16 protein-coding genes are annotated in these 17,261 nt (G+C 73.3%); 13 read left to right on the top strand and 3 right to left on the bottom strand.

The genetic code is table 11. The annotated features are described in order from the left end of the window. Positions 1 to 113 precede the first annotated feature (113 nt). From C3492_RS22380 to C3492_RS22370, 3 genes are read left to right on the top strand one after another with little or no spacing between them, the layout of a single operon-like run. On the top strand, positions 114 to 875 hold the full coding sequence (locus C3492_RS22380; protein ID WP_103813547.1) for a DUF5819 family protein: 762 nt from the start codon (positions 114 to 116) through the stop codon (positions 873 to 875). Next, positions 872 to 2,083 (top strand): HTTM domain-containing protein, encoded by a 1,212-nt coding sequence (locus tag C3492_RS22375; protein ID WP_103813546.1) that lies wholly within the window; start codon positions 872 to 874, stop codon positions 2,081 to 2,083. Before C3492_RS22380 ends, C3492_RS22375 begins: the two co-directional genes overlap by 4 nt. Further along, on the top strand, positions 2,080 to 2,832 hold the full coding sequence (locus C3492_RS22370; RefSeq protein WP_103813545.1) for an RNA methyltransferase: 753 nt from the start codon (positions 2,080 to 2,082) through the stop codon (positions 2,830 to 2,832). The genes C3492_RS22375 and C3492_RS22370 overlap by 4 nt, the downstream gene beginning before the upstream one ends. On the opposite strand, the gene paaN is transcribed toward C3492_RS22370, so the two are convergent. Further along, complete coding sequence (paaN, locus tag C3492_RS22365) at positions 2,829 to 4,520, bottom strand: phenylacetic acid degradation protein PaaN (RefSeq protein WP_103813544.1); 1,692 nt, start codon at positions 4,518 to 4,520, stop codon at positions 2,829 to 2,831. The two genes, C3492_RS22370 and paaN, sit on opposite strands and share 4 nt — an antisense overlap. Before the next feature lie 158 nt (positions 4,521 to 4,678). Between paaN and C3492_RS22360 the strand changes: the two genes are divergently transcribed. Both C3492_RS22360 and C3492_RS22355 read left to right on the top strand, forming a co-directional pair. Further along, on the top strand, positions 4,679 to 6,193 hold the full coding sequence (locus C3492_RS22360; RefSeq protein ID WP_103813543.1) for a 3-hydroxyacyl-CoA dehydrogenase: 1,515 nt from the start codon (positions 4,679 to 4,681) through the stop codon (positions 6,191 to 6,193). Then, on the top strand, positions 6,190 to 6,777 hold the full coding sequence (locus C3492_RS22355) for a TetR/AcrR family transcriptional regulator (RefSeq protein ID WP_014673823.1): 588 nt from the start codon (positions 6,190 to 6,192) through the stop codon (positions 6,775 to 6,777). The genes C3492_RS22360 and C3492_RS22355 overlap by 4 nt, the downstream gene beginning before the upstream one ends. A gap of 2 nt (positions 6,778 to 6,779) precedes the next feature. Here C3492_RS22355 and C3492_RS22350 read toward each other — a convergent pair whose 3' ends face one another. Then, entirely contained in the window at positions 6,780 to 7,277 is a 498-nt protein-coding gene (locus tag C3492_RS22350; protein WP_374938359.1) for an Lrp/AsnC family transcriptional regulator, read from the bottom strand. A gap of 175 nt (positions 7,278 to 7,452) precedes the next feature. Between C3492_RS22350 and pdhA the strand changes: the two genes are divergently transcribed. Genes pdhA through C3492_RS22315 form a run of 7 tightly spaced genes read left to right on the top strand, consistent with a single transcriptional unit; the run spans position 7,453 to position 15,523 of the window. Beyond that, the gene (gene pdhA, locus C3492_RS22345) at positions 7,453 to 8,616 is read left to right on the top strand and encodes a pyruvate dehydrogenase (acetyl-transferring) E1 component subunit alpha (protein ID WP_103813541.1); all 1,164 of its coding nucleotides are present in this window, start codon (positions 7,453 to 7,455) and stop codon (positions 8,614 to 8,616) included. Continuing rightward, complete coding sequence (locus tag C3492_RS22340; protein ID WP_103813540.1) at positions 8,613 to 9,617, top strand: alpha-ketoacid dehydrogenase subunit beta; 1,005 nt, start codon at positions 8,613 to 8,615, stop codon at positions 9,615 to 9,617. The genes pdhA and C3492_RS22340 overlap by 4 nt, the downstream gene beginning before the upstream one ends. Next, the gene (locus tag C3492_RS22335; RefSeq protein ID WP_103813539.1) at positions 9,617 to 11,047 is read left to right on the top strand and encodes a dihydrolipoamide acetyltransferase family protein; all 1,431 of its coding nucleotides are present in this window, start codon (positions 9,617 to 9,619) and stop codon (positions 11,045 to 11,047) included. Before C3492_RS22340 ends, C3492_RS22335 begins: the two co-directional genes overlap by 1 nt. A gap of 60 nt (positions 11,048 to 11,107) precedes the next feature. Then, the gene (locus C3492_RS22330) at positions 11,108 to 12,037 is read left to right on the top strand and encodes an NTP transferase domain-containing protein (protein ID WP_103813538.1); all 930 of its coding nucleotides are present in this window, start codon (positions 11,108 to 11,110) and stop codon (positions 12,035 to 12,037) included. Beyond that, positions 12,034 to 13,419 (top strand): molybdopterin molybdotransferase MoeA, encoded by a 1,386-nt coding sequence (locus C3492_RS22325; protein ID WP_103813537.1) that lies wholly within the window; start codon positions 12,034 to 12,036, stop codon positions 13,417 to 13,419. The genes C3492_RS22330 and C3492_RS22325 overlap by 4 nt, the downstream gene beginning before the upstream one ends. Next, positions 13,416 to 14,513, top strand: coding sequence for a TrkA family potassium uptake protein (locus tag C3492_RS22320; RefSeq protein ID WP_258055823.1), 1,098 nt, complete (start codon positions 13,416 to 13,418; stop codon positions 14,511 to 14,513). Before C3492_RS22325 ends, C3492_RS22320 begins: the two co-directional genes overlap by 4 nt. A gap of 29 nt (positions 14,514 to 14,542) precedes the next feature. Further along, positions 14,543 to 15,523, top strand: a complete 981-nt coding sequence (locus C3492_RS22315; RefSeq protein WP_103813535.1) for an NAD(P)H-quinone oxidoreductase — start codon at positions 14,543 to 14,545, stop codon at positions 15,521 to 15,523. A 156-nt stretch (positions 15,524 to 15,679) separates the two neighbouring features. On the opposite strand, the gene C3492_RS22310 is transcribed toward C3492_RS22315, so the two are convergent. After that, positions 15,680 to 16,510: a hypothetical protein gene (locus C3492_RS22310; RefSeq protein WP_103813534.1), complete on the bottom strand. Its 831-nt coding sequence runs from the start codon at positions 16,508 to 16,510 to the stop codon at positions 15,680 to 15,682. A gap of 174 nt (positions 16,511 to 16,684) precedes the next feature. Here C3492_RS22310 and C3492_RS22305 point away from each other — a divergent pair, with 174 nt between their 5' ends. Next, positions 16,685 to 17,230 carry a bacterial proteasome activator family protein gene (locus C3492_RS22305; RefSeq protein WP_103813533.1) on the top strand — a complete coding sequence of 182 codons (546 nt, stop codon included), beginning with the start codon at positions 16,685 to 16,687 and terminating at the stop codon, positions 17,228 to 17,230. The last annotated feature ends 31 nt before the right edge of the window (positions 17,231 to 17,261 follow it).

The following is a 17,261-nucleotide window of genomic DNA, read 5'->3' as shown; positions in this document are numbered from 1 at the left end:
CGGCGTTGCGCTCCCGCGCCGCCCCGCTCAGCCGACCGCTGGGCCGGACGACCGGGCCGCACGGGCCGAACGAACTGACCAGCCGCATGAGCCGAAACGGGGGACGGGACGGAATGGACGCGTACGACGAGGGCTCGCGGGGCCCGCAGGGCCCGGACGGGCCGGCCGGGACGCGTCTCCCGGAAGACTCCGCGCAGCCGCCCCCGCCCGCCGAGGCGCCCAGGCCCCGCACCGGCGTAGCCGCGCTCTCCCCCGGCTACCAGGTCGGTGCCGCGCTGGCGCTCGCCGTCGTCGCCGTGGCCGCCTGTGTGCACCTGCTGATGGTCTTCCTCAGCCTCGCGCCCGCCAACACCGTGACGAAGCAGCACGGCAAGGCGATAGAGGAGTGGGTGTACCCGGAGTTCGAGCAGAACTGGAAGCTGTTCGCCCCGAACCCGTTGCAGCAGAACATCGCCGTACAGGTCCGCGCCGAGGTGCGGATGCGGGACGGCGGCCTGCGCACCACCGGGTGGACCGACCTGTCCGCCCTGGACGGCGCCGCCATCGACGGCAACCTGGCGCCCAGCCACACCCAGCAGAACGAGCTGCGCCGGGCCTGGGACTTCTTCACCGCCACGCACGCCGCCGACAACCGTCCCGTCGGCCTGCGCGGCTCCCTGTCCGAGCAGTACCTGCGCCGGATCGTCGTGATGCGGCTGTACCGGGACGATCCGACGAGCCGGGAAGGCGTGATACGGCGCGTGCAGGTCCGTTCCAGCACCACCAATGTGCAGCCGCCGCCATGGAGTAGTGAGCGGATCTCCGACAAGCCCGTCTACCGCCTGCTGCCCTGGTGGTCCGTGACCGCCGACGAGGCCGCCGGAGGTGTGCGGTGAACCGTCTCTCCCTGACGCTGTCGCGCGGTGTCGCCCGGGTCACCGAGGCGGCCCTCGGGCCCTACCAGAGCGCCGTGATCCGGATCGGCTTCGCCGGGACCTGGCTGCTGTTCCTGCTGCGCGAGTTCCCCCATCGCCAGGAGCTGTACGGCCCCGCCGGACCGTGGGGCTGGAACCTCGCCCGGCAGCTGACCGCCGGCAACCACGCCTTCACTGCGCTGCTGTGGTCCGACGGACAGCTCTGGTTCGAGTGCTGCTACACGCTGGCCATCCTCGCCAGCGCGGCCCTGGTGCTCGGCTGGCGCACCCGGACCGCGTCCGTGCTGTTCATGGTGGGCGTGCTGTCGCTGCAGAACCGCAGCGTGTTCATCGGCGACGGCGGCGACAACGTCCTGCACCTGATGGCCATCTACCTGGTGTTCACGCGCTGCGGACAGGTGTGGTCCCTCGACGCGCGGCGCGCGGCCCACGGCGCGGCGGCACGCGCGCGGGGCGAGCGGGTGCCTGCCGACCGGGTGGGACCGGTGCTGTGGGTGGTGCTCGGCCTGGCGCTGGGCACGGCGACGGTGACCGGCCGGTTCGACAACGGCTGGCTGATCGAGGCGCTGCTGTGGACGGCATGGGCGGGACTCGGCCTGTGGTGGGCCGTCGGACGCCGGGAGACCTGGCGGCAGCCCCGGATGCTGCTGGACGTCATCGCCAACATCCTGCACAACGGCGCCCTGGTCGTGATCATGGCGGAGGCTTGTCTGATCTACGCCACGGCCGGCTGGTACAAGGTGCAGGGATCGCGCTGGCAGGACGGAACCGCCGTCTACTACCCGCTCCACCTGGACTACTTCTCGCCCTGGCCCGGCCTCGCCGACCTGATGTCGTCCAGCGGCACGATCATGATGATCGTGGCCTACGGAACCGTCATGGTGCAGGTCGCCTTCCCGTTCACCCTGTTCAACCGGCGGGTCAAGAACGTCCTGCTGGTGCTGATGATGACCGAGCACGCGGTGATCGCGGTCGTCCTCGGACTGCCGTTCTTCTCACTGGCGATGATCGCCGCCGACTCGGTCTTCCTGCCGACGTCCTTCCTGCGCCGGCTGGGCGGCCTGGCGGCACGCGCACGGGGCCGGTTCGCCCGGCGCGGCGGCGGTACGGTCCCCGCGCCGCGCTCACCCGAGGAGAGCACGGCGGACCACGTAGGGTTCACCGCATGAGCGAGCCGCTGAGCCGCTGGCGCGAGCACGCGGACACAGCCGTGCTGCTCGACGGTTTTCACGCCCTGAAGCACGCGCTGCGCTTCGGGGCCGAGGTGCCGGTCGCGGTCACCACCGACCGGCGGGCCGCGCTCGCCCTCGCTGAGGAGCTGGCCGGGGACGTGCGCGACACCCTGGAGGCCCTCCTGGCGGAGGTGCCAGAGCCGGCGTACGCCTCCCTCGTCCCGCGGCCCCATCCGACCGGAGTGGCCGCCCTCGCGGTACGGCCGTCCCGGGAGGCCAACCTGCGCGCGCTCGCCCGCACGCCCCGCACCGCGCCCGTCGTGGTGCTGGACAACCCCCGCAACCTGGGCAACGCCGGTGCCGTCATCCGGCTGGCCGCCGGTTTCGGGGCGACCGGTGTGGTCACCACGGGCACGCTCGACCCCTGGCATCCCACCGTGGTGCGCGGCGGCGCGGGCCTGCACTTCGCGACCGCCGTCGAGCGTCTCGGCGTCGACGAGCTGCCCGCCGGGCCGCTGTTCGCCCTCGACCCGGAGGGCGATGACATCCGCGGTACCGAGCTGCCCGACGACGCCGTGCTGGCCTTCGGCTCGGAACGCTCCGGCCTGTCGCCGGAACTCCGCGCCCGGGCCGACCACCTGCTGCGCCTCCCGATGCGCCCGCAGGTCTCCAGCTACAACCTGGCCACCAGCGTGGCGATGACGCTGTACCACTGGAGCGCGACCGGAGCCGCGCCCAGGGTCTAGACCTCCCGGCGGACCTCCACCACCCGGAAGCGGTTGGCCACGAACGCGCCGTCGGTGAGGGCCGCGTTGGCCGCCGGGTTGCCGCCCGAGCCGTGGAAGTCGGAGAACGCGGCCGTCTGGTTGACGTAGACCCCGCCGGTCAGGTTGAGGGAGAGCTGGGCCGCCTCCTCCAGGCAGACCTCCTCGACGGCGCGCTCGGTCCCGGGGTCCGTGGTGTACGCGCCGACCGTCATCGCGCCCTTCTCACGGACCGTGCGGCGCAGCAGCTCCACCGCGTCCGTCACCGAGTCGACGGCGACGGCGAAGGAGACCGGGCCGAAGCACTCGCTCATGTAGGCGGCCTCGTCGTCCGGCTTGGCGCCGTCCAGCTTGACGACGACCGGGGTGCGGACCACCGCGCCCGGGAACTCCGGGTTGGTGACCTCGCGGGAGGCGAGGGCGACCTCGCCGAGGCCGGCCGCGGCCTCCAGGCGGGCCTTGACGTCCGGGTTGACGATCGCGCCCAGCAGCGCGTTCGCCCGCGCGTCGTCACCGAGCAGCCCGTCGACCGCGCGGGCGAGGTCGGCGGTGACCTCGTCGAACGACTTGGGGCCCTGGTCGGTGGTGATGCCGTCGCGGGGGATGAGCAGGTTCTGCGGGGTGGTGCACATCTGGCCGCTGTACAGGGACAGTGAGAACGCCAGGTTGGACAGCATGCCCTTGTAGTCGTCCGTGGAGTGCACGAGCACCGTGTTGACGCCCGCCTTCTCCGTGTAGACCTGCGCCTGGCGGGCGTTGGCCTCCAGCCAGTCGCCGAAGGACGTCGACCCCGTGTAGTCGATGATCTTGATCTCGGGGCGGGTGGCGAGGGTCTTCGCGATGCCCTCGCCGGGGCGCTCCGCGGCCAGCGCCACCAGGTTCGGGTCGAAGCCCGCCCCGGCCAGCACCTCCCGGGCGACCTGCACGGTCAGCGCGAGCGGCAGCACCGCGCGCGGGTGCGGCTTGACCAGGACCGCGTTGCCGGTGGCCAGGGAGGCGAACAGGCCCGGGTAGCCGTTCCAGGTCGGGAAGGTGTTGCAGCCGATGACCAGGCCGATGCCGCGCGGGACCGCGGTGAACCGCTTGGTGAGGGCCAGCGGGTCGCGCTTGCCCTGCGGCTTGGTCCACTCCGCCGATTCCGGGGTGCGGACCTGCTCCGCGTACGCGTACGCCACCGCCTCCAGGCCGCGGTCCTGGGCGTGCGGGCCGCCCGCCTGGAACGCCATCATGAAGGCCTGCCCGCTGGTGTGCATGACGGCGTGCGCGAACTCGTGCGTCCGGTCGCTGATCCGCTTGAGGATCTCCAGACAGACCACGGCCCGGACCTCCGGGCCCGCGTCCCGCCAGGCCCGCTGCCCGGCCCGCATGGCCGGGAGCAGCACGTCGACGTCCGCGTGCGGGTACGTCACGCCCAGCTCGATGCCGTACGGCGAGACCTCGCCGCCCACCCAGTCGTCCGTGCCGGGCTGGCCGAGGTCGAGGCGGGTGCCCAGCACGGCGTCGAAGGCGGCCTTGCCTGCCGCGGCGTCCAGGCTGCCGTTCTCTCCGTAGGCCTTGGGGTGTTCGGGGTGCGGGGACCAGTACGCGCGGGTGCGGATGGCCTCCAGGGCCTGGTCGAGCGTGGGCCGGTGCTTTTCGATCAGCTCCGGCGCGGTCAGTTCGGCGGCCATGCGGGACCAACTCCTCGTCTGGAGAACTCGTCGTCGAGTTCGGACCTGGCAGAAAGAGCAGCGGGATGGGGCGGTCAGAGCTAGAGTAACCGAACGATCGGTCGGTACAAGGGGGTCCGCCGCATCTGTGGAAAACCCCGTGCGGGAGGATCGCGCACATGACAGCACTCGACCTCAGCAGCCCCGTGGCCGTCGTCGGAACCGGCACCATGGGCCAGGGAATCGCCCAGGTCGCGCTGGTCGCCGGGCACCCCGTGCGGCTCTACGACGCAGCACCCGGGCGGGCCCGGGACGCGGCCGTGGCGATCGGCGCCCGCCTCGACCGGCTCGTGGCCAAGAACCGGCTCACGGAAGCCGGCCGCGACGCGGCCCGCGCCCGCCTGGAGCCCGTGGACAGCCTCGCGGAACTGGCCGACTGCGGGCTGGTCGTGGAGGCCGTCCTGGAGCGGCTGGACGTCAAGCAGCGGCTCTTCGGCGAGCTGGAGGAGATCGTCGCCGAGGACTGCCTGCTCGCCACCAACACCTCCTCGCTGTCGGTGACGGCCGTCGGCGGCACCCTGCGCCACCCCGGCCGCTTCGTCGGCCTGCACTTCTTCAACCCGGCACCGCTGCTGCCGCTGGTCGAGGTGGTCTCCGGGTTCGCCACCGACGTCACGTCGGCCACGCGCGCGTACGAGACCGCCCGCGCCTGGGGCAAGACGCCGGTGGCCTGCGCGGACACCCCCGGCTTCATCGTCAACCGCATCGCCCGGCCGTTCTACGCCGAGGCGTTCGCCGTCCACGAGGCACAGGCCGCCGACCCCGCCACCATCGACGCGGTGCTGCGCGAGTGCGGCGGCTTCAGGATGGGCGCGTTCGAGCTGACCGACCTGATCGGCCAGGACGTCAACGAGTCCGTCACCCACTCGGTGTGGCAGTCCTTCTTCCAGGACGCGCGCTTCACGCCCTCGCTCGCCCAGCGCCGCCTGGTGGAGTCCGGACGGCTCGGCCGCAAGAGCGGACGGGGCTGGTACGACTACGCCGACGGCGCCGAGCGGCCCGAGCCGCACACCGCCGACAAGGAACAGCCGCCCGCCTACGTCATCGCCGAGGGCGGTCTCGGTCCTGCCGCCGAACTGCTGACCATGATCCGCGAGGCGGGCATCCCGGTCCGCGACGAGGACGAGGACCACGGCACCCGCCTGGTGCTGCCCAGCGGCGGCCAGCTCGTCCTCGCCGACGGCCAGACCTCGGCCGAGTTCCGGGACGTCGTCTACTTCGACCTCGCGCTGGACTACCGCACGGCCACGCGCATCGCCCTGTCCGCCGCCCAGGACACCTCGCCGCGGACCCTCGCCGAGGCCACCGGCCTGTTCCAGGCGCTCGGCAAGGAGGTCAGCGTCATCGGCGACGTCCCCGGCATGATCGTGGCCCGCACGGTCGCCCGGATCATCGACCTCGCCCACGACGCCGTCGCCAAGGGCGTGGCCACCGAGGAGGACATCGACACCGCGATGCGCCTCGGCGTCAACTACCCGCTCGGGCCCTTCGAGTGGGACCGCAGGCTCGGCCGCGACTTCGCCTTCGACGTCCTGGACGAGATGCACGAGCGCGACCCCTCCGGACGCTACGCGCCCTCCCTCGCGCTGTACCGCCACGCGTATGCCACCGACAAGCGGGAGGGCACCTCATGACCACGGCCAAGCGCGACACCTACACGCCCGAGACGCTGCTCTCCGTCGCCGTACGCGTCTTCAACGAGCGCGGCTACGACGGCACCTCCATGGAGCACCTGTCCAAGGCGGCCGGCATCTCCAAGTCGTCGATATACCACCACGTCAGCGGCAAGGAGGAGCTGCTGCGCCGGGCCGTCAGCCGCGCCCTGGACGGCCTGTTCGCCATCCTGGAGGAGGAGCACGCGCGCGCGGGGCGTCCGGCCGGACGGCTGGAGCACGTCGTACGCCGCATGGTCGAGGTGCTCATAGCCGAGCTGCCCTATGTGACGCTGCTGCTGCGCGTGCGCGGCAACACCGAGACCGAGCGCTGGGCGCTGGAGCGGCGCCGCGACTTCGACCACCGGGTCGCCGAGCTGCTGAAGGCGGCGGCGGCCGACGGGGACGTACGCGGCGACGTGGAGGTCCGCCTGGCCACCCGGCTGGTCTTCGGGATGATCAACTCGATCGTGGAGTGGTACCGGCCGGACGCGCGGGGCGCGAGCGGGCAGGAGGTGGCCGACGCCGTCGTCCGGCTGGTCTTCTCGGGGCTGCGCCAGGACTGACCTCAGCCCTCCGGCTCCAGGTCCTCCTCCTCGAACACCAGCAGCGTGCGGGTGCTGAGCACCTCGGGGATCGCCTGGAGCCGGGTCAGCACCAGCTCGCGCAGCGCCCGGTTGTCGGGTGTGTGCACCAGCAGCAGCACATCGAAGTCGCCGCCCACCAGAGCGATGTGGGAGGCGCCGGGCAGCTGCCTGAGCTGCTCGCGGACCGTGCGCCAGCTGTTCTGGACGATCTTCAGCGTGATGTACGCCGATGTGCCGTGTCCCGCCCGTTCGTGGTCCACGCGCGCGCTGAAGCCCCGGATCACCCCGTCCTCGACGAGCCGGTTGATACGCGCGTAGGCATTGGCGCGCGAGACGTGGACGCGTTCGGCGACGGACCGTATCGAGGCCCGGCCGTCCGCCTGGAGGATCTTCAGGATGTCCTGGTCGATGGCGTCCAGCGGGCGCGGCGGCGGCACGGCGCCGTCCTGCGGCCCGGCGGCCATTTGTTCAGCTCCCATGTCCCCCCGCTTCCTCGCCATGGACGTCCTGCTGTCATTCCAGGCTGTGGAGAACCGTTTGTCCACAGCCTGGAGGCACCTGTAGCCAAAATGTGCCGACGACCGAACAATCGGTTGGTGAGGCGAGTCACAGGCGACGCGCCTCCCGTAGCCACCCCCACGAGGAGGTGCCGTCATGACGGTTCTGGAGCAGCGGGGCGCGTACCGGCCATCGCCGCCGCCCGCCTGGCAGCCCCGGATGGACGCCGCGCCGCTGCTGCCCGACGCCGAGCCCTACCGCGTCCTCGGCACCGAGGCGGCCGGCAAGGCCGACCCCGGACTGCTGCGCCGGCTGTACACCGAGCTGGTGCGCGGGCGCCGGTACAACACACAGGCCACCGCCCTCACCAAGCAGGGCCGGCTCGCCGTCTACCCGTCCAGCACCGGCCAGGAGGCCTGCGAGATCGCCGCCGCCCTGGCCCTGGACGAGCGCGACTGGCTCTTCCCCAGCTACCGCGACACGCTCGCCGTCGTCGCCCGGGGCGTGGAACCCGCCGAGGCGCTCACCCTGCTGCGCGGCGACTGGCACAGCGGCTACGACCCCTACGCCCACCGGGTGGCCCCGCTGAGCACCCCGCTCGCCACCCAGCTCCCGCACGCCGTCGGCCTCGCCCACGCCGCCCGCCTCAAGGGTGACGACGTGGTCGCGCTGGCCATGGTCGGCGACGGCGGCACCAGCGAGGGCGACTTCCACGAGGCGCTGAACTTCGCCGCCGTCTGGCAGGCACCGGTCGTCTTCCTCGTGCAGAACAACGGCTTCGCCATCTCCGTACCGCTCGCCAAGCAGACCGCCGCGCCCTCCCTGGCCCACAAGGCCGTCGGGTACGGCATGCCGGGCCGGCTGGTCGACGGCAACGACGCCGCGGCCGTGCACGAGGTCCTCAGCGACGCCGTACGGCACGCGCGCGCGGGCGGCGGCCCGACCCTGGTGGAGGCGGTGACGTACCGCGTCGACGCCCACACCAACGCCGACGACGCCACCCGCTACCGGGGTGAGGCCGAGGTCGCGGCCTGGTGCGCCCACGATCCCATCGAGCTGCTGGAGCGCGAACTGACCACGCGCGGACTGCTGGACGACGCCGGCATCGAGGCGGCCCGCCAGGACGCCGAGACGATGGCCGCCTCCCTGCGCGAACGCATGAACCAGGACCCCGAGCTCGACCCGATGGACCTCTTCGACCACGTCTACGCCGAGACCACCTCCCAACTGCGCGAGCAGCGCGCCCTGCTGCGGGCCGAGCTGGAGGCCGAGCAGGAGCAGCACGGCGAGCCCGGCGCCCCGGAAGGCGGCGCCCGATGACCACCGTCGCCGTCAAGCCCGCCACCATGGCACAGGCCCTCACGCGCGCGATGCGCGACGCGATGGCCGCCGACCCGACCGTGCACGTCATGGGCGAGGACGTCGGCACCCTCGGCGGGGTCTTCCGCGTCACCGACGGGCTCGCCAAGGAGTTCGGCGAGGACCGCTGCACCGACACCCCCCTCGCCGAGGCCGGCATCCTCGGCACCGCCGTCGGCATGGCCATGTACGGCCTCAGGCCCGTGGTGGAGATGCAGTTCGACGCCTTCGCCTACCCGGCGTTCGAGCAGCTCGTCAGCCATGTCTCCCGGATGCGCAACCGCACGCGCGGCAGGATGCCCCTGCCGATCACCGTCCGCATCCCCTACGGCGGCGGCATCGGCGGCGTCGAGCACCACAGCGACTCCTCCGAGGCCTACTACATGGCGACGCCCGGGCTCCACGTCGTCACCCCCGCCACCGTCGCCGACGCCTACGGGCTGCTGCGCCGGGCCATCGCCTCCGACGACCCGGTCGTCTTCCTGGAGCCCAAGCGGCTGTACTGGTCCAAGGACAGCTGGAACCCCGAGCAGCCGACGGACGTCGAGCCCATCGGCCGGGCCGTGGTCCGCCGGACCGGCCGCAGCGCCACGCTCATCACCTACGGCCCCTCGCTGCCGGTCTGCATGGAGGCCGCCGAGGCCGCCCAGGCCGAGGGCTGGGACCTGGAGGTCGTCGATCTGCGCTCCCTGGTGCCGTTCGACGACGAGACGGTCTGCGCGTCCGTCCGGCGCACCGGGCGCGCCGTCGTCGTCCACGAGTCCACCGGGTTCGGCGGACCGGGCGGCGAGATCGCGGCCCGCGTCACCGAACGCTGCTTCCACCACCTGGAGGCGCCGGTGCTGCGCGTGGCCGGGTTCGACATCCCGTACCCGCCGCCCATGCTGGAGCGGCACCACCTGCCCGGCGTCGACCGCATTCTGGACGCCGTGGCCCGGCTGCAGTGGGAGGCCGAGGGCTGATGGCTCAGGTGCTGGAGTTCAAGCTGCCCGACCTCGGTGAAGGGCTCACCGAGGCGGAGATCGTCCGCTGGCTGGTGCAGGTCGGTGACGTGGTCGCCGTGGACCAGCCGGTGGTCGAGGTCGAGACGGCCAAGGCGATGGTCGAGGTGCCCTGCCCGTACGGCGGCGTGGTCACCGCCCGCTTCGGCGAGGAGGGCACCGAACTGCCCGTCGGCGCCCCGCTCCTGACGGTGGCCGTGGGCGAACGGGCACCGGAGCCGGAGGGCTCCGGCAACGTGCTGGTGGGTTACGGCACCCAGGCCCCGGCGGCACGCCGGCGCCGGGTGCGGGCGGGCACGGCCGCGGTCGACGGACAGAGCGTCCGGCGCGGGGCCGACGGCGACGGTCAGGCGGCGCCGACCGGAGCCCCGGTCAACGGGCGGGCCGCCCGGCGCGGGACCGCCCGGGCCGACGCCCACGCCCCCGCGCGCGTGGCACCGGCGGTGGCGGCACCCGCCTCGCCCACCGCTGTGCCGACCACACCCACCGCCGCTCCCACCGAGGGCCCGGTCCCCGTGATCTCCCCCCTCGTGCGCAAGCTCGCCCGCGACAACGGCGTCGACCTGAGGCGGCTGGCCGGGTCGGGGCCGGACGGGCTCATCCTGCGGGCGGACGTCGAGAACGCGCTGCGGGCAGGGGCGGCACCGGTCCGCACGGCCGAGGAGCCGGTCGTACGGCCCCCCGCGGCGCCCGTCGCGCAGGGCGGCACCCGGATCCCGCTCAAGGGCGTGCGCGGCGCCGTCGCCGACAAGCTCTCCCGTAGCCGCCGGGAGATCCCGGACGCGACCTGCTGGGTCGACGCCGACGCGACGGAACTCATGCGTGCCCGCGCCGCGATGAACGCGGCCGGCGGCCCGAAGATCTCCCTCCTCGCCCTGCTCGCCCGCATCTGCACGGCCGGCCTCGGCCGGTTCCCCGAGCTGAACTCCTTCGTCGACACCGAGGCCCGCGAGGTGGTCCGGCTCGACCAGGTGCACCTCGGGTTCGCCGCGCAGACGGAACGCGGCCTGGTCGTGCCGGTCGTCCGGGACGCCCACGCGCGTGACGCCGAATCCCTGACCGCGGAGTTCGCCCGGCTCACCGAGGCGGCGCGCACCGGGACGCTGACCCCCGGGGAACTCACCGGCGGCACCTTCACGCTCAACAACTACGGCGTCTTCGGCGTCGACGGCTCCACCCCGATCATCAACCACCCCGAGGCGGCCATGCTCGGCGTCGGCCGCATCGTCCCCAAGCCATGGGTGCACGAGGGCGAGCTGGCCGTCCGCCAGGTCGTCCAGCTCTCGCTCACCTTCGACCACCGGGTGTGCGACGGCGGCACGGCGGGCGGCTTCCTGCGGTACGTGGCGGACTGCGTGGAACAGCCGGCGGTGCTGCTGCGCACCCTGTGAGACCCAGCCACCTCTGAGACACAGGTTCGGAAGGAGGAACCGGCAGGACATACTCGGAGGGTGACCGACACCGCTTCCGCCGCGCCCGGGACCCCCGATCCCGGGTCCCCCGCGCCGTACGACGCCGTCGTGCTGGCCGGCGGTGCCGCCCGGCGGCTCGGCGGGGCCGACAAGCCAGGGCTCCGGGTCGGGGGCCGCGCGCTGCTCGACCGGGTGCTCGCGGCCTGCGCGGACGCCGGTACGACCGTCGTCGTGGCCGCGCCCCGGCCCACCGCACACCCGGTGCGCTGGGCGCGCGAGGAGCCACCCGGCGGCGGACCGGTCGCCGCGCTGGAGGCCGGCATGCGGCTCACCACCGCCGGGCACACCGTCGTCCTCTCCGCCGACCTGCCCTTTCTCGAACGGTCCACGCTCCGGCGGCTGTTGACCGCCCTTCAGGAGACCGGGGCGGACGGCGCGCTGCTCACCGACGCCGACGGTCGTGACCAGCCGCTCGTGGCCGCCTACCGCACCCCTGCCCTGCGCCGCGAGCTGACCGCCCTCGCCGCCACGCACGGCGGCCTCGGCGGGCTGCCCCTGCGCCGGCTGACCGGTGCCCTGCGCCTCACCCGCGTCCCGGACCCGCTCGCCTCCTTCGACTGCGACACCTGGGACGACATCGCGACGGCCAGGGCACGCATCAGGGAGCATGGGTCCGTGTTGGATGAATGGATCTCCGCAGTCAAGGACGAGTTGGGCATCGAACTGGACGTCGACACCGGCGTCCTGCTCGATCTGGCCCGGGACGCCGCGCACGGCGTGGCCCGGCCCGCCGCCCCGCTGACCACCTTCCTCGTCGGCTACGCCGCCGCCCAGGGCAAGGGCGGCCCCGAGGCCGTCGCCGAGGCCGCGCGCAAGGCCGCCGCGCTGGCGCTGCGCTGGGAGGAAGAGAACGGTGGGAGCAGCGCGGACGCGAGGAACGGGGGCCCGAGCGCCCCGGACGCCGGATGACCGCGCCCGGCACCCGGGCCGAGGCGTCCGCCGACGACACCGACGACCTCGACGTCGAGGAGGCTCTGGCGCTCGTGAGGGATGCCCACAGGGAGCCCCGGGACGACAGCACGGACGGCGGTGCGGGCCAGGCGTCCGCCCCGGCCGCCCAGTCGCCCGGTGCGCGGCCCGCAGAACGGCACCGGGCCACCCCCTGGCCCCAGGCACGGGAGGCCGCCGCGCGTGCCGCGCGCTCCCGTGCCCGCCGCGCCCCCGTCTCCGTGCCGCTCGGCGACGCCCTCGGGCTGGCCCTGGCCGCGCCCCTCGACGCGCTCACCGACCTGCCCTCCTTCGACACCTCGGCGATGGACGGCTGGGCGGTCGCCGGGCCCGGACCCTGGCAGGTGCGCGAGGAGGGCGTGCTCGCCGGGCACACGCAGCCCGAACCCCTCACCGACGGCGAGGCGGTCCGCATCGCCACCGGTGCGCGCATCCCCGCCGACACCACCGCCGTCCTGCGCACCGAGCACGGCCGGATCGACGCCCAGGGCCGCCTGCACACCACCCACGAGATGCTCCACGGTCAGGACATCCGCCCGCGCGGCCAGGAGTGCCGCAGCGGCGACCAGTTGCTGCCCGTCGGCACCCTGGTCACCCCGGCCGTCCTGGGCCTCGCCGCGGCGGCCGGCTACGACACGGTCACCGTCGTCCCCCGCCCCCGCGCCGAAGTCCTCGTCCTGGGTGACGAGTTGCTCACCGAGGGCCTGCCGCACGACGGGCTGATCCGGGACGCCCTCGGCCCCATGCTGCCGCCCTGGCTGCGCGCGCTCGGCGCCGACGTCATCGCCGTGCGCCGGATCGGTGACGACGCCAAGGCCCTGCAGAAGGCGGTCACCCGCTCCGCCGCCGACCTGATCGTCACCACGGGCGGCACGGCGGCCGGACCCGTCGACCACGTCCACCCGGTCCTGGAACGGGTCGGCGCCGAACTCCTCGTGGATGGCGTCAAGGTGCGCCCCGGCCATCCCATGCTGCTGGCCCGCACCAAGGACCACCAGCACCTCGTCGGCCTGCCCGGCAACCCCCTCGCGGCCGTCTCCGGCCTGCTCACCCTCGCCGAACCGCTGCTACGGACCCTCGCCGCCCACCCCGCCCCCGAGCCGTACACACTGCCGCTCCGGGAGGCGGTGCACGGGCACCCGCACGACACCCGGCTCATCCCCGTGGTGCTGCGCGGTGACCACGCCATGCCGTTGCACTACAACGGTCCCGCCATGCTCCGGGGTGTCGCCGCCGCCGACGCGCTGGCCGTCGTACCGCCGGGCGGGGCCCGGCAGGGCGAGGAGGCCGAGCTGCTGGATCTGCCCTGGGCGAGCGCCGGGATCGGGGTGTGTTTCACGTGAAACTTCCGGGCCATGACGCCATCGCCCGCCATGCGGGCGAACACCTGGTGACCCATCGGGTGAAACTCCCGAGGAAAGTGGTGGAGCGTCCGATCCGCCAGGTCGTCAAACGGCTCGTCATGGCCCTGGTGGTGCTGGTCGCCACCGCGCTGGTCGTCTACGCCGATCGCGAGGGCTACCGCGACAGCTCCGATGGCCCCGTCGATCTGCTCGACGCGTTCTACTACGCGACCGTCACCCTCTCCACCACCGGATACGGCGACATCACCCCGGTCAGCGACAGCGCCCGGCTCACCAACATCCTCGTCATCACGCCCCTGCGCGTGCTGTTCCTGATCATCCTGGTCGGCACCACGCTGGAGGTCCTCACCGAACGCACCCGTGAGGAATGGCGCCTCAACCGCTGGAGGTCCACCTTGCGCGACCACACCGTCGTCATCGGCTTCGGCACGAAGGGCCGGTCGGCCATCCAGACCGTCTGCGCGACCGGGCTGAAGAAGGAGCAGGTGGTCGTGGTCGACCCCAGCTCCAAGGTGATCGACACGGCCACCGCCGAGGGCTACGCGGGCGTCATAGGCGACGCCACCCGCAGTGACGTGCTCAAACGGGCCGAGGTGCACAAGGCCCGGCAGATCATCGTCGCGCCGCAGCGCGACGACACCTCCGTCCTCGTCACGCTGACCGCCCGCCAGCTCAACCGCACCGCCAAGATCGTCGCCGCGGTGCGCGAGGAGGAGAACGCCCCGCTGCTCAAGCAGTCCGGCGCCGACGCCGTCATCACCAGCTCCGGCGCGGCCGGCCGCCTGCTCGGCCTGTCGGTGCTCAGCCCCGCGGCCGGCATGGTCATGGAGGACCTCATCCAGCAGGGCAGCGGGCTGGACCTCGTCGAACGGCCGGTGGTCCGCGGGGAGGTCGGCAAGACGCCGCGCGAGACGGACGACCTGGTGGTGAGCGTCCTGCGCGGACACCGGGTGCTCGGCTACGACGATCCGTCCGTCGGCACCCTCCAGCTGACGGACCGGCTCATCACCATCGTCCGCGCCACCCCCGCAATCCGGGTCGCCCCGGACACCCGCCCCCTGCCACCCGGGTGACCGGTCGCCGGGGGAGTAGCGTCACCGGCATGCATGCGATCACGATTCCCGAACCTGGTGGTCCCGAGGCTCTGGTGTGGGACGAGGTCCCCGATCCGGTGCCCGGCGAGGGCGAGGTGCTGGTCGAGGTGGTGGCCAGCGCCGTCAACCGTGCCGACATCCTGCAGCGCCAGGGCTTCTACAACCCGCCGCCCGGCGCCTCCCCCTACCCCGGTCTGGAGTGCTCCGGCACGATCGCCGCGCTCGGCGCCGGTGTCTCCGGCTGGGCTGTCGGTGACCGGGTGTGCGCGCTGCTCGCGGGTGGCGGCTACGCCGAGAAGGTCGCCGTACCGGCCGGGCAGCTGCTGCCCGTGCCCGAGGGCGTGGACCTCACGCGCGCCGCAGCACTGCCCGAGGTCGTCTGCACGGTCTGGTCCAACGTGTTCATGGTCGCCCATCTGCGTCCGGGCGAGACGCTGCTGGTCCACGGCGGTTCCAGCGGCATCGGCACCATGGCGATCCAGCTCGCCAAGGCCGTCGGCGCCAGGGTCGCGGTGACCGCCGGCACGAAGGAGAAGCTCGACCGGTGCGCCGAACTGGGCGCGGACGTACTGATCAACTACCGCGAGCAGGACTTCGTCGCCGAGATCAAGCAGGCGACCGACGGTGCGGGCGCCGATGTCATCCTCGACAACATGGGCGCGAAGTACCTGGACCGCAATGTCCAGGCGCTCGCCGTCAACGGACGCCTCGCGATCATCGGCATGCAGGGCGGTGTGAAGGGCGAGCTGAACATCGGCACGCTGCTCAGCAAGCGGGCCGCGATCAGCGCGACCTCGCTGCGCGCCCGCCCGCTGGAGGAGAAGGCCGCCATCGTCGCCGCCGTACGCGAGCACGTGTGGCCGTTGCTCGCCGGCGGGCACGTCCGCCCGGTCGTGGACCGCGAGCTGCCGATGCCGGAGGCGGCCGAGGCGCACCGGCTGGTGGAGGCGAGCGGCCACATCGGCAAGGTGCTGCTGGTCGCGCCGTAGCGGGAGGCGGTGCGGTGCGGTGCCGCGAGGCCCGGTCCGGTCCGGTGTGGGTCCGCTCCGGTCCGGTTCGGGTCCGCTTCGCTCCGGTCCGCTTCTCCGGTCGGCGTGCCGGTCCGTTCCGGGCCGTCCAGGGAGGTCCCCGGCCGTCCCTGGCGGTCAGCTCTTGCGGAGTCTCAGGCCGAGGAGGGCCAGCCCCAGGCCCAGGCCGATGAGGACCAGACCGCTGCCGAGCGGGAGGATCCGGAGGACCGGCTCCGTGGGGGCCTCGCCCGGTGGGGCCGCCTGCTCGGCGCCGGGCCCCCGCGGGGAACCGGTGGGGTCCGGGCCGGTCTCCAGGGGCGACGGGGAGATGCTCGGCACCTCCGCCGTCTCCGGCTCCTCAGGCTCCTCCGGCTGGGCGGCAGGCGTGGCGGGAGGGGGGTCGTCGTCCTCGTCCTCGATCTCGGGCCCGTCCGGCCGCCCCGGCCGCATCCGCCCCTCACCGGCCCGGCTGCCCGCCCGGGACGGCTCCACGGAGGCGAGGGGGCGATAGGGGCGGACCGACGCCGAGGCGGAGTCGGACGGCATCGGACGGGCGGGAAACGCCTCCTGCGAGGAGGTCTCGTCCGGGGACGCCTCGTCGGAGGTCTCCTCCGGGGACGTCTCGTCCGAGGACGCTTCCTCCGCGGACGCCTCGTCGGGGGGACCCTGGTCCGGGCGTCCGCGGTCCGGGGCGGCGTGCTCCGGAGCCGTGTCCTCGGGGGGCGCGTGTGCCGGGACGGCCGTCAGCGCAGGCGCGTGCTCCTGGGCCGCGCCCTCTCTGGTTCCCTGCCGCGTTCCAGCCTGCTCCCGGTGTCCGGTGGCGGACGGGCGGGCGGTGTCCGGTTCCGCGGCGAGGACGGCCGTGGCGCCGTACGCGACGGCGGTGCCGTGCGCCGGCAGCGCCGTCGCCGCGACGACGACCAGCAGCCGGAGACAGCGCAGCGTGAGTCGTGGGCGTGCAGTCACGTCGGTGACCTCCCGGGGCCCAGGTGCCGTGACCGATGGAAAACCGACGGGAACCAGCCTCACATTCCATGGCAAAGAAGGCATTCCGGATTGGGCCGTCGGGTCTAAACGGTGGATCAGCCCCACAAGGGGGCACCACGGTGATGAGGTGGTGGCGTGCGAGAGAATGGCGGCATGGAGATGCCGAGGAACGAACGGTCGCCGGGGAACCCCCAGATCCTTGTCGTGGGTCAGGACGGGATGGCGCTCGGCGGTGGCGACGGGCACGATGACTCCCGCGAGACCCCGGTGACGGAGCAGGTGGAACAGCCGGCCAAGGTCATGCGGATCGGCAGCATGATCAAGCAGCTCCTGGAGGAGGTGCGGGCGGCTCCCCTCGACGAGGCCAGCCGGGTGCGACTCAAGGAGATCCACGCCAGCTCGGTGAAGGAGCTGGAGGACGGCCTGGCCCCCGAACTGGTCGAGGAACTGGAACGGCTCTCCCTGCCGTTCACCGACGACGTCACCCCGAGTGACGCGGAACTGCGGATCGCGCAGGCACAGCTGGTGGGCTGGCTGGAGGGCCTCTTCCACGGGATCCAGACGACGCTGTTCGCCCAGCAGATGGCCGCCCGCGCCCAGTTGGAGCAGATGCGCCGCGCGCTCCCGCCCGGCATGACCGGCCACGAGGGCGGCGACGACCAGCACACCGGCGGCCGCTCGGGCGGGCCCTACCTGTAAGCCCCCCGACTCGGCCGGACACACCGAGGGC

It is taken from the genome of Streptomyces sp. Ru62, from assembly GCF_002920615.1.
In the GTDB taxonomy this organism is placed as follows: domain Bacteria; phylum Actinomycetota; class Actinomycetes; order Streptomycetales; family Streptomycetaceae; genus Streptomyces.
Note: the sequence above shows the minus strand (reverse complement) of the source record. Positions and strands in the feature narration are given on the sequence as shown.

What these genes read in the sequence shown, in the direction of transcription:
- C3492_RS22355 (WP_014673823.1), top strand. Translation starts at nt 6,190, where the DNA reads ATGACCACGGCCAAGCGCGACACCTACACGCCCGAGACGCTGCTCTCC.
- C3492_RS22335 (WP_103813539.1), top strand. Translation starts at nt 9,617, where the DNA reads ATGGCTCAGGTGCTGGAGTTCAAGCTGCCCGACCTCGGTGAAGGGCTC.
- C3492_RS22380 (WP_103813547.1), top strand. Translation starts at nt 114, where the DNA reads ATGGACGCGTACGACGAGGGCTCGCGGGGCCCGCAGGGCCCGGACGGG.
- C3492_RS22360 (WP_103813543.1), top strand. Translation starts at nt 4,679, where the DNA reads ATGACAGCACTCGACCTCAGCAGCCCCGTGGCCGTCGTCGGAACCGGC.
- C3492_RS22305 (WP_103813533.1), top strand. Translation starts at nt 16,685, where the DNA reads ATGGAGATGCCGAGGAACGAACGGTCGCCGGGGAACCCCCAGATCCTT.
- C3492_RS22370 (WP_103813545.1), top strand. Translation starts at nt 2,080, where the DNA reads ATGAGCGAGCCGCTGAGCCGCTGGCGCGAGCACGCGGACACAGCCGTG.
- C3492_RS22325 (WP_103813537.1), top strand. Translation starts at nt 12,034, where the DNA reads ATGACCGCGCCCGGCACCCGGGCCGAGGCGTCCGCCGACGACACCGAC.
- C3492_RS22315 (WP_103813535.1), top strand. Translation starts at nt 14,543, where the DNA reads ATGCATGCGATCACGATTCCCGAACCTGGTGGTCCCGAGGCTCTGGTG.
- paaN (WP_103813544.1), bottom strand. Translation starts at nt 4,520, where the DNA reads ATGGCCGCCGAACTGACCGCGCCGGAGCTGATCGAAAAGCACCGGCCC.
- C3492_RS22340 (WP_103813540.1), top strand. Translation starts at nt 8,613, where the DNA reads ATGACCACCGTCGCCGTCAAGCCCGCCACCATGGCACAGGCCCTCACG.
- pdhA (WP_103813541.1), top strand. Translation starts at nt 7,453, where the DNA reads ATGACGGTTCTGGAGCAGCGGGGCGCGTACCGGCCATCGCCGCCGCCC.
- C3492_RS22350 (WP_374938359.1), bottom strand. Translation starts at nt 7,277, where the DNA reads ATGGGAGCTGAACAAATGGCCGCCGGGCCGCAGGACGGCGCCGTGCCG.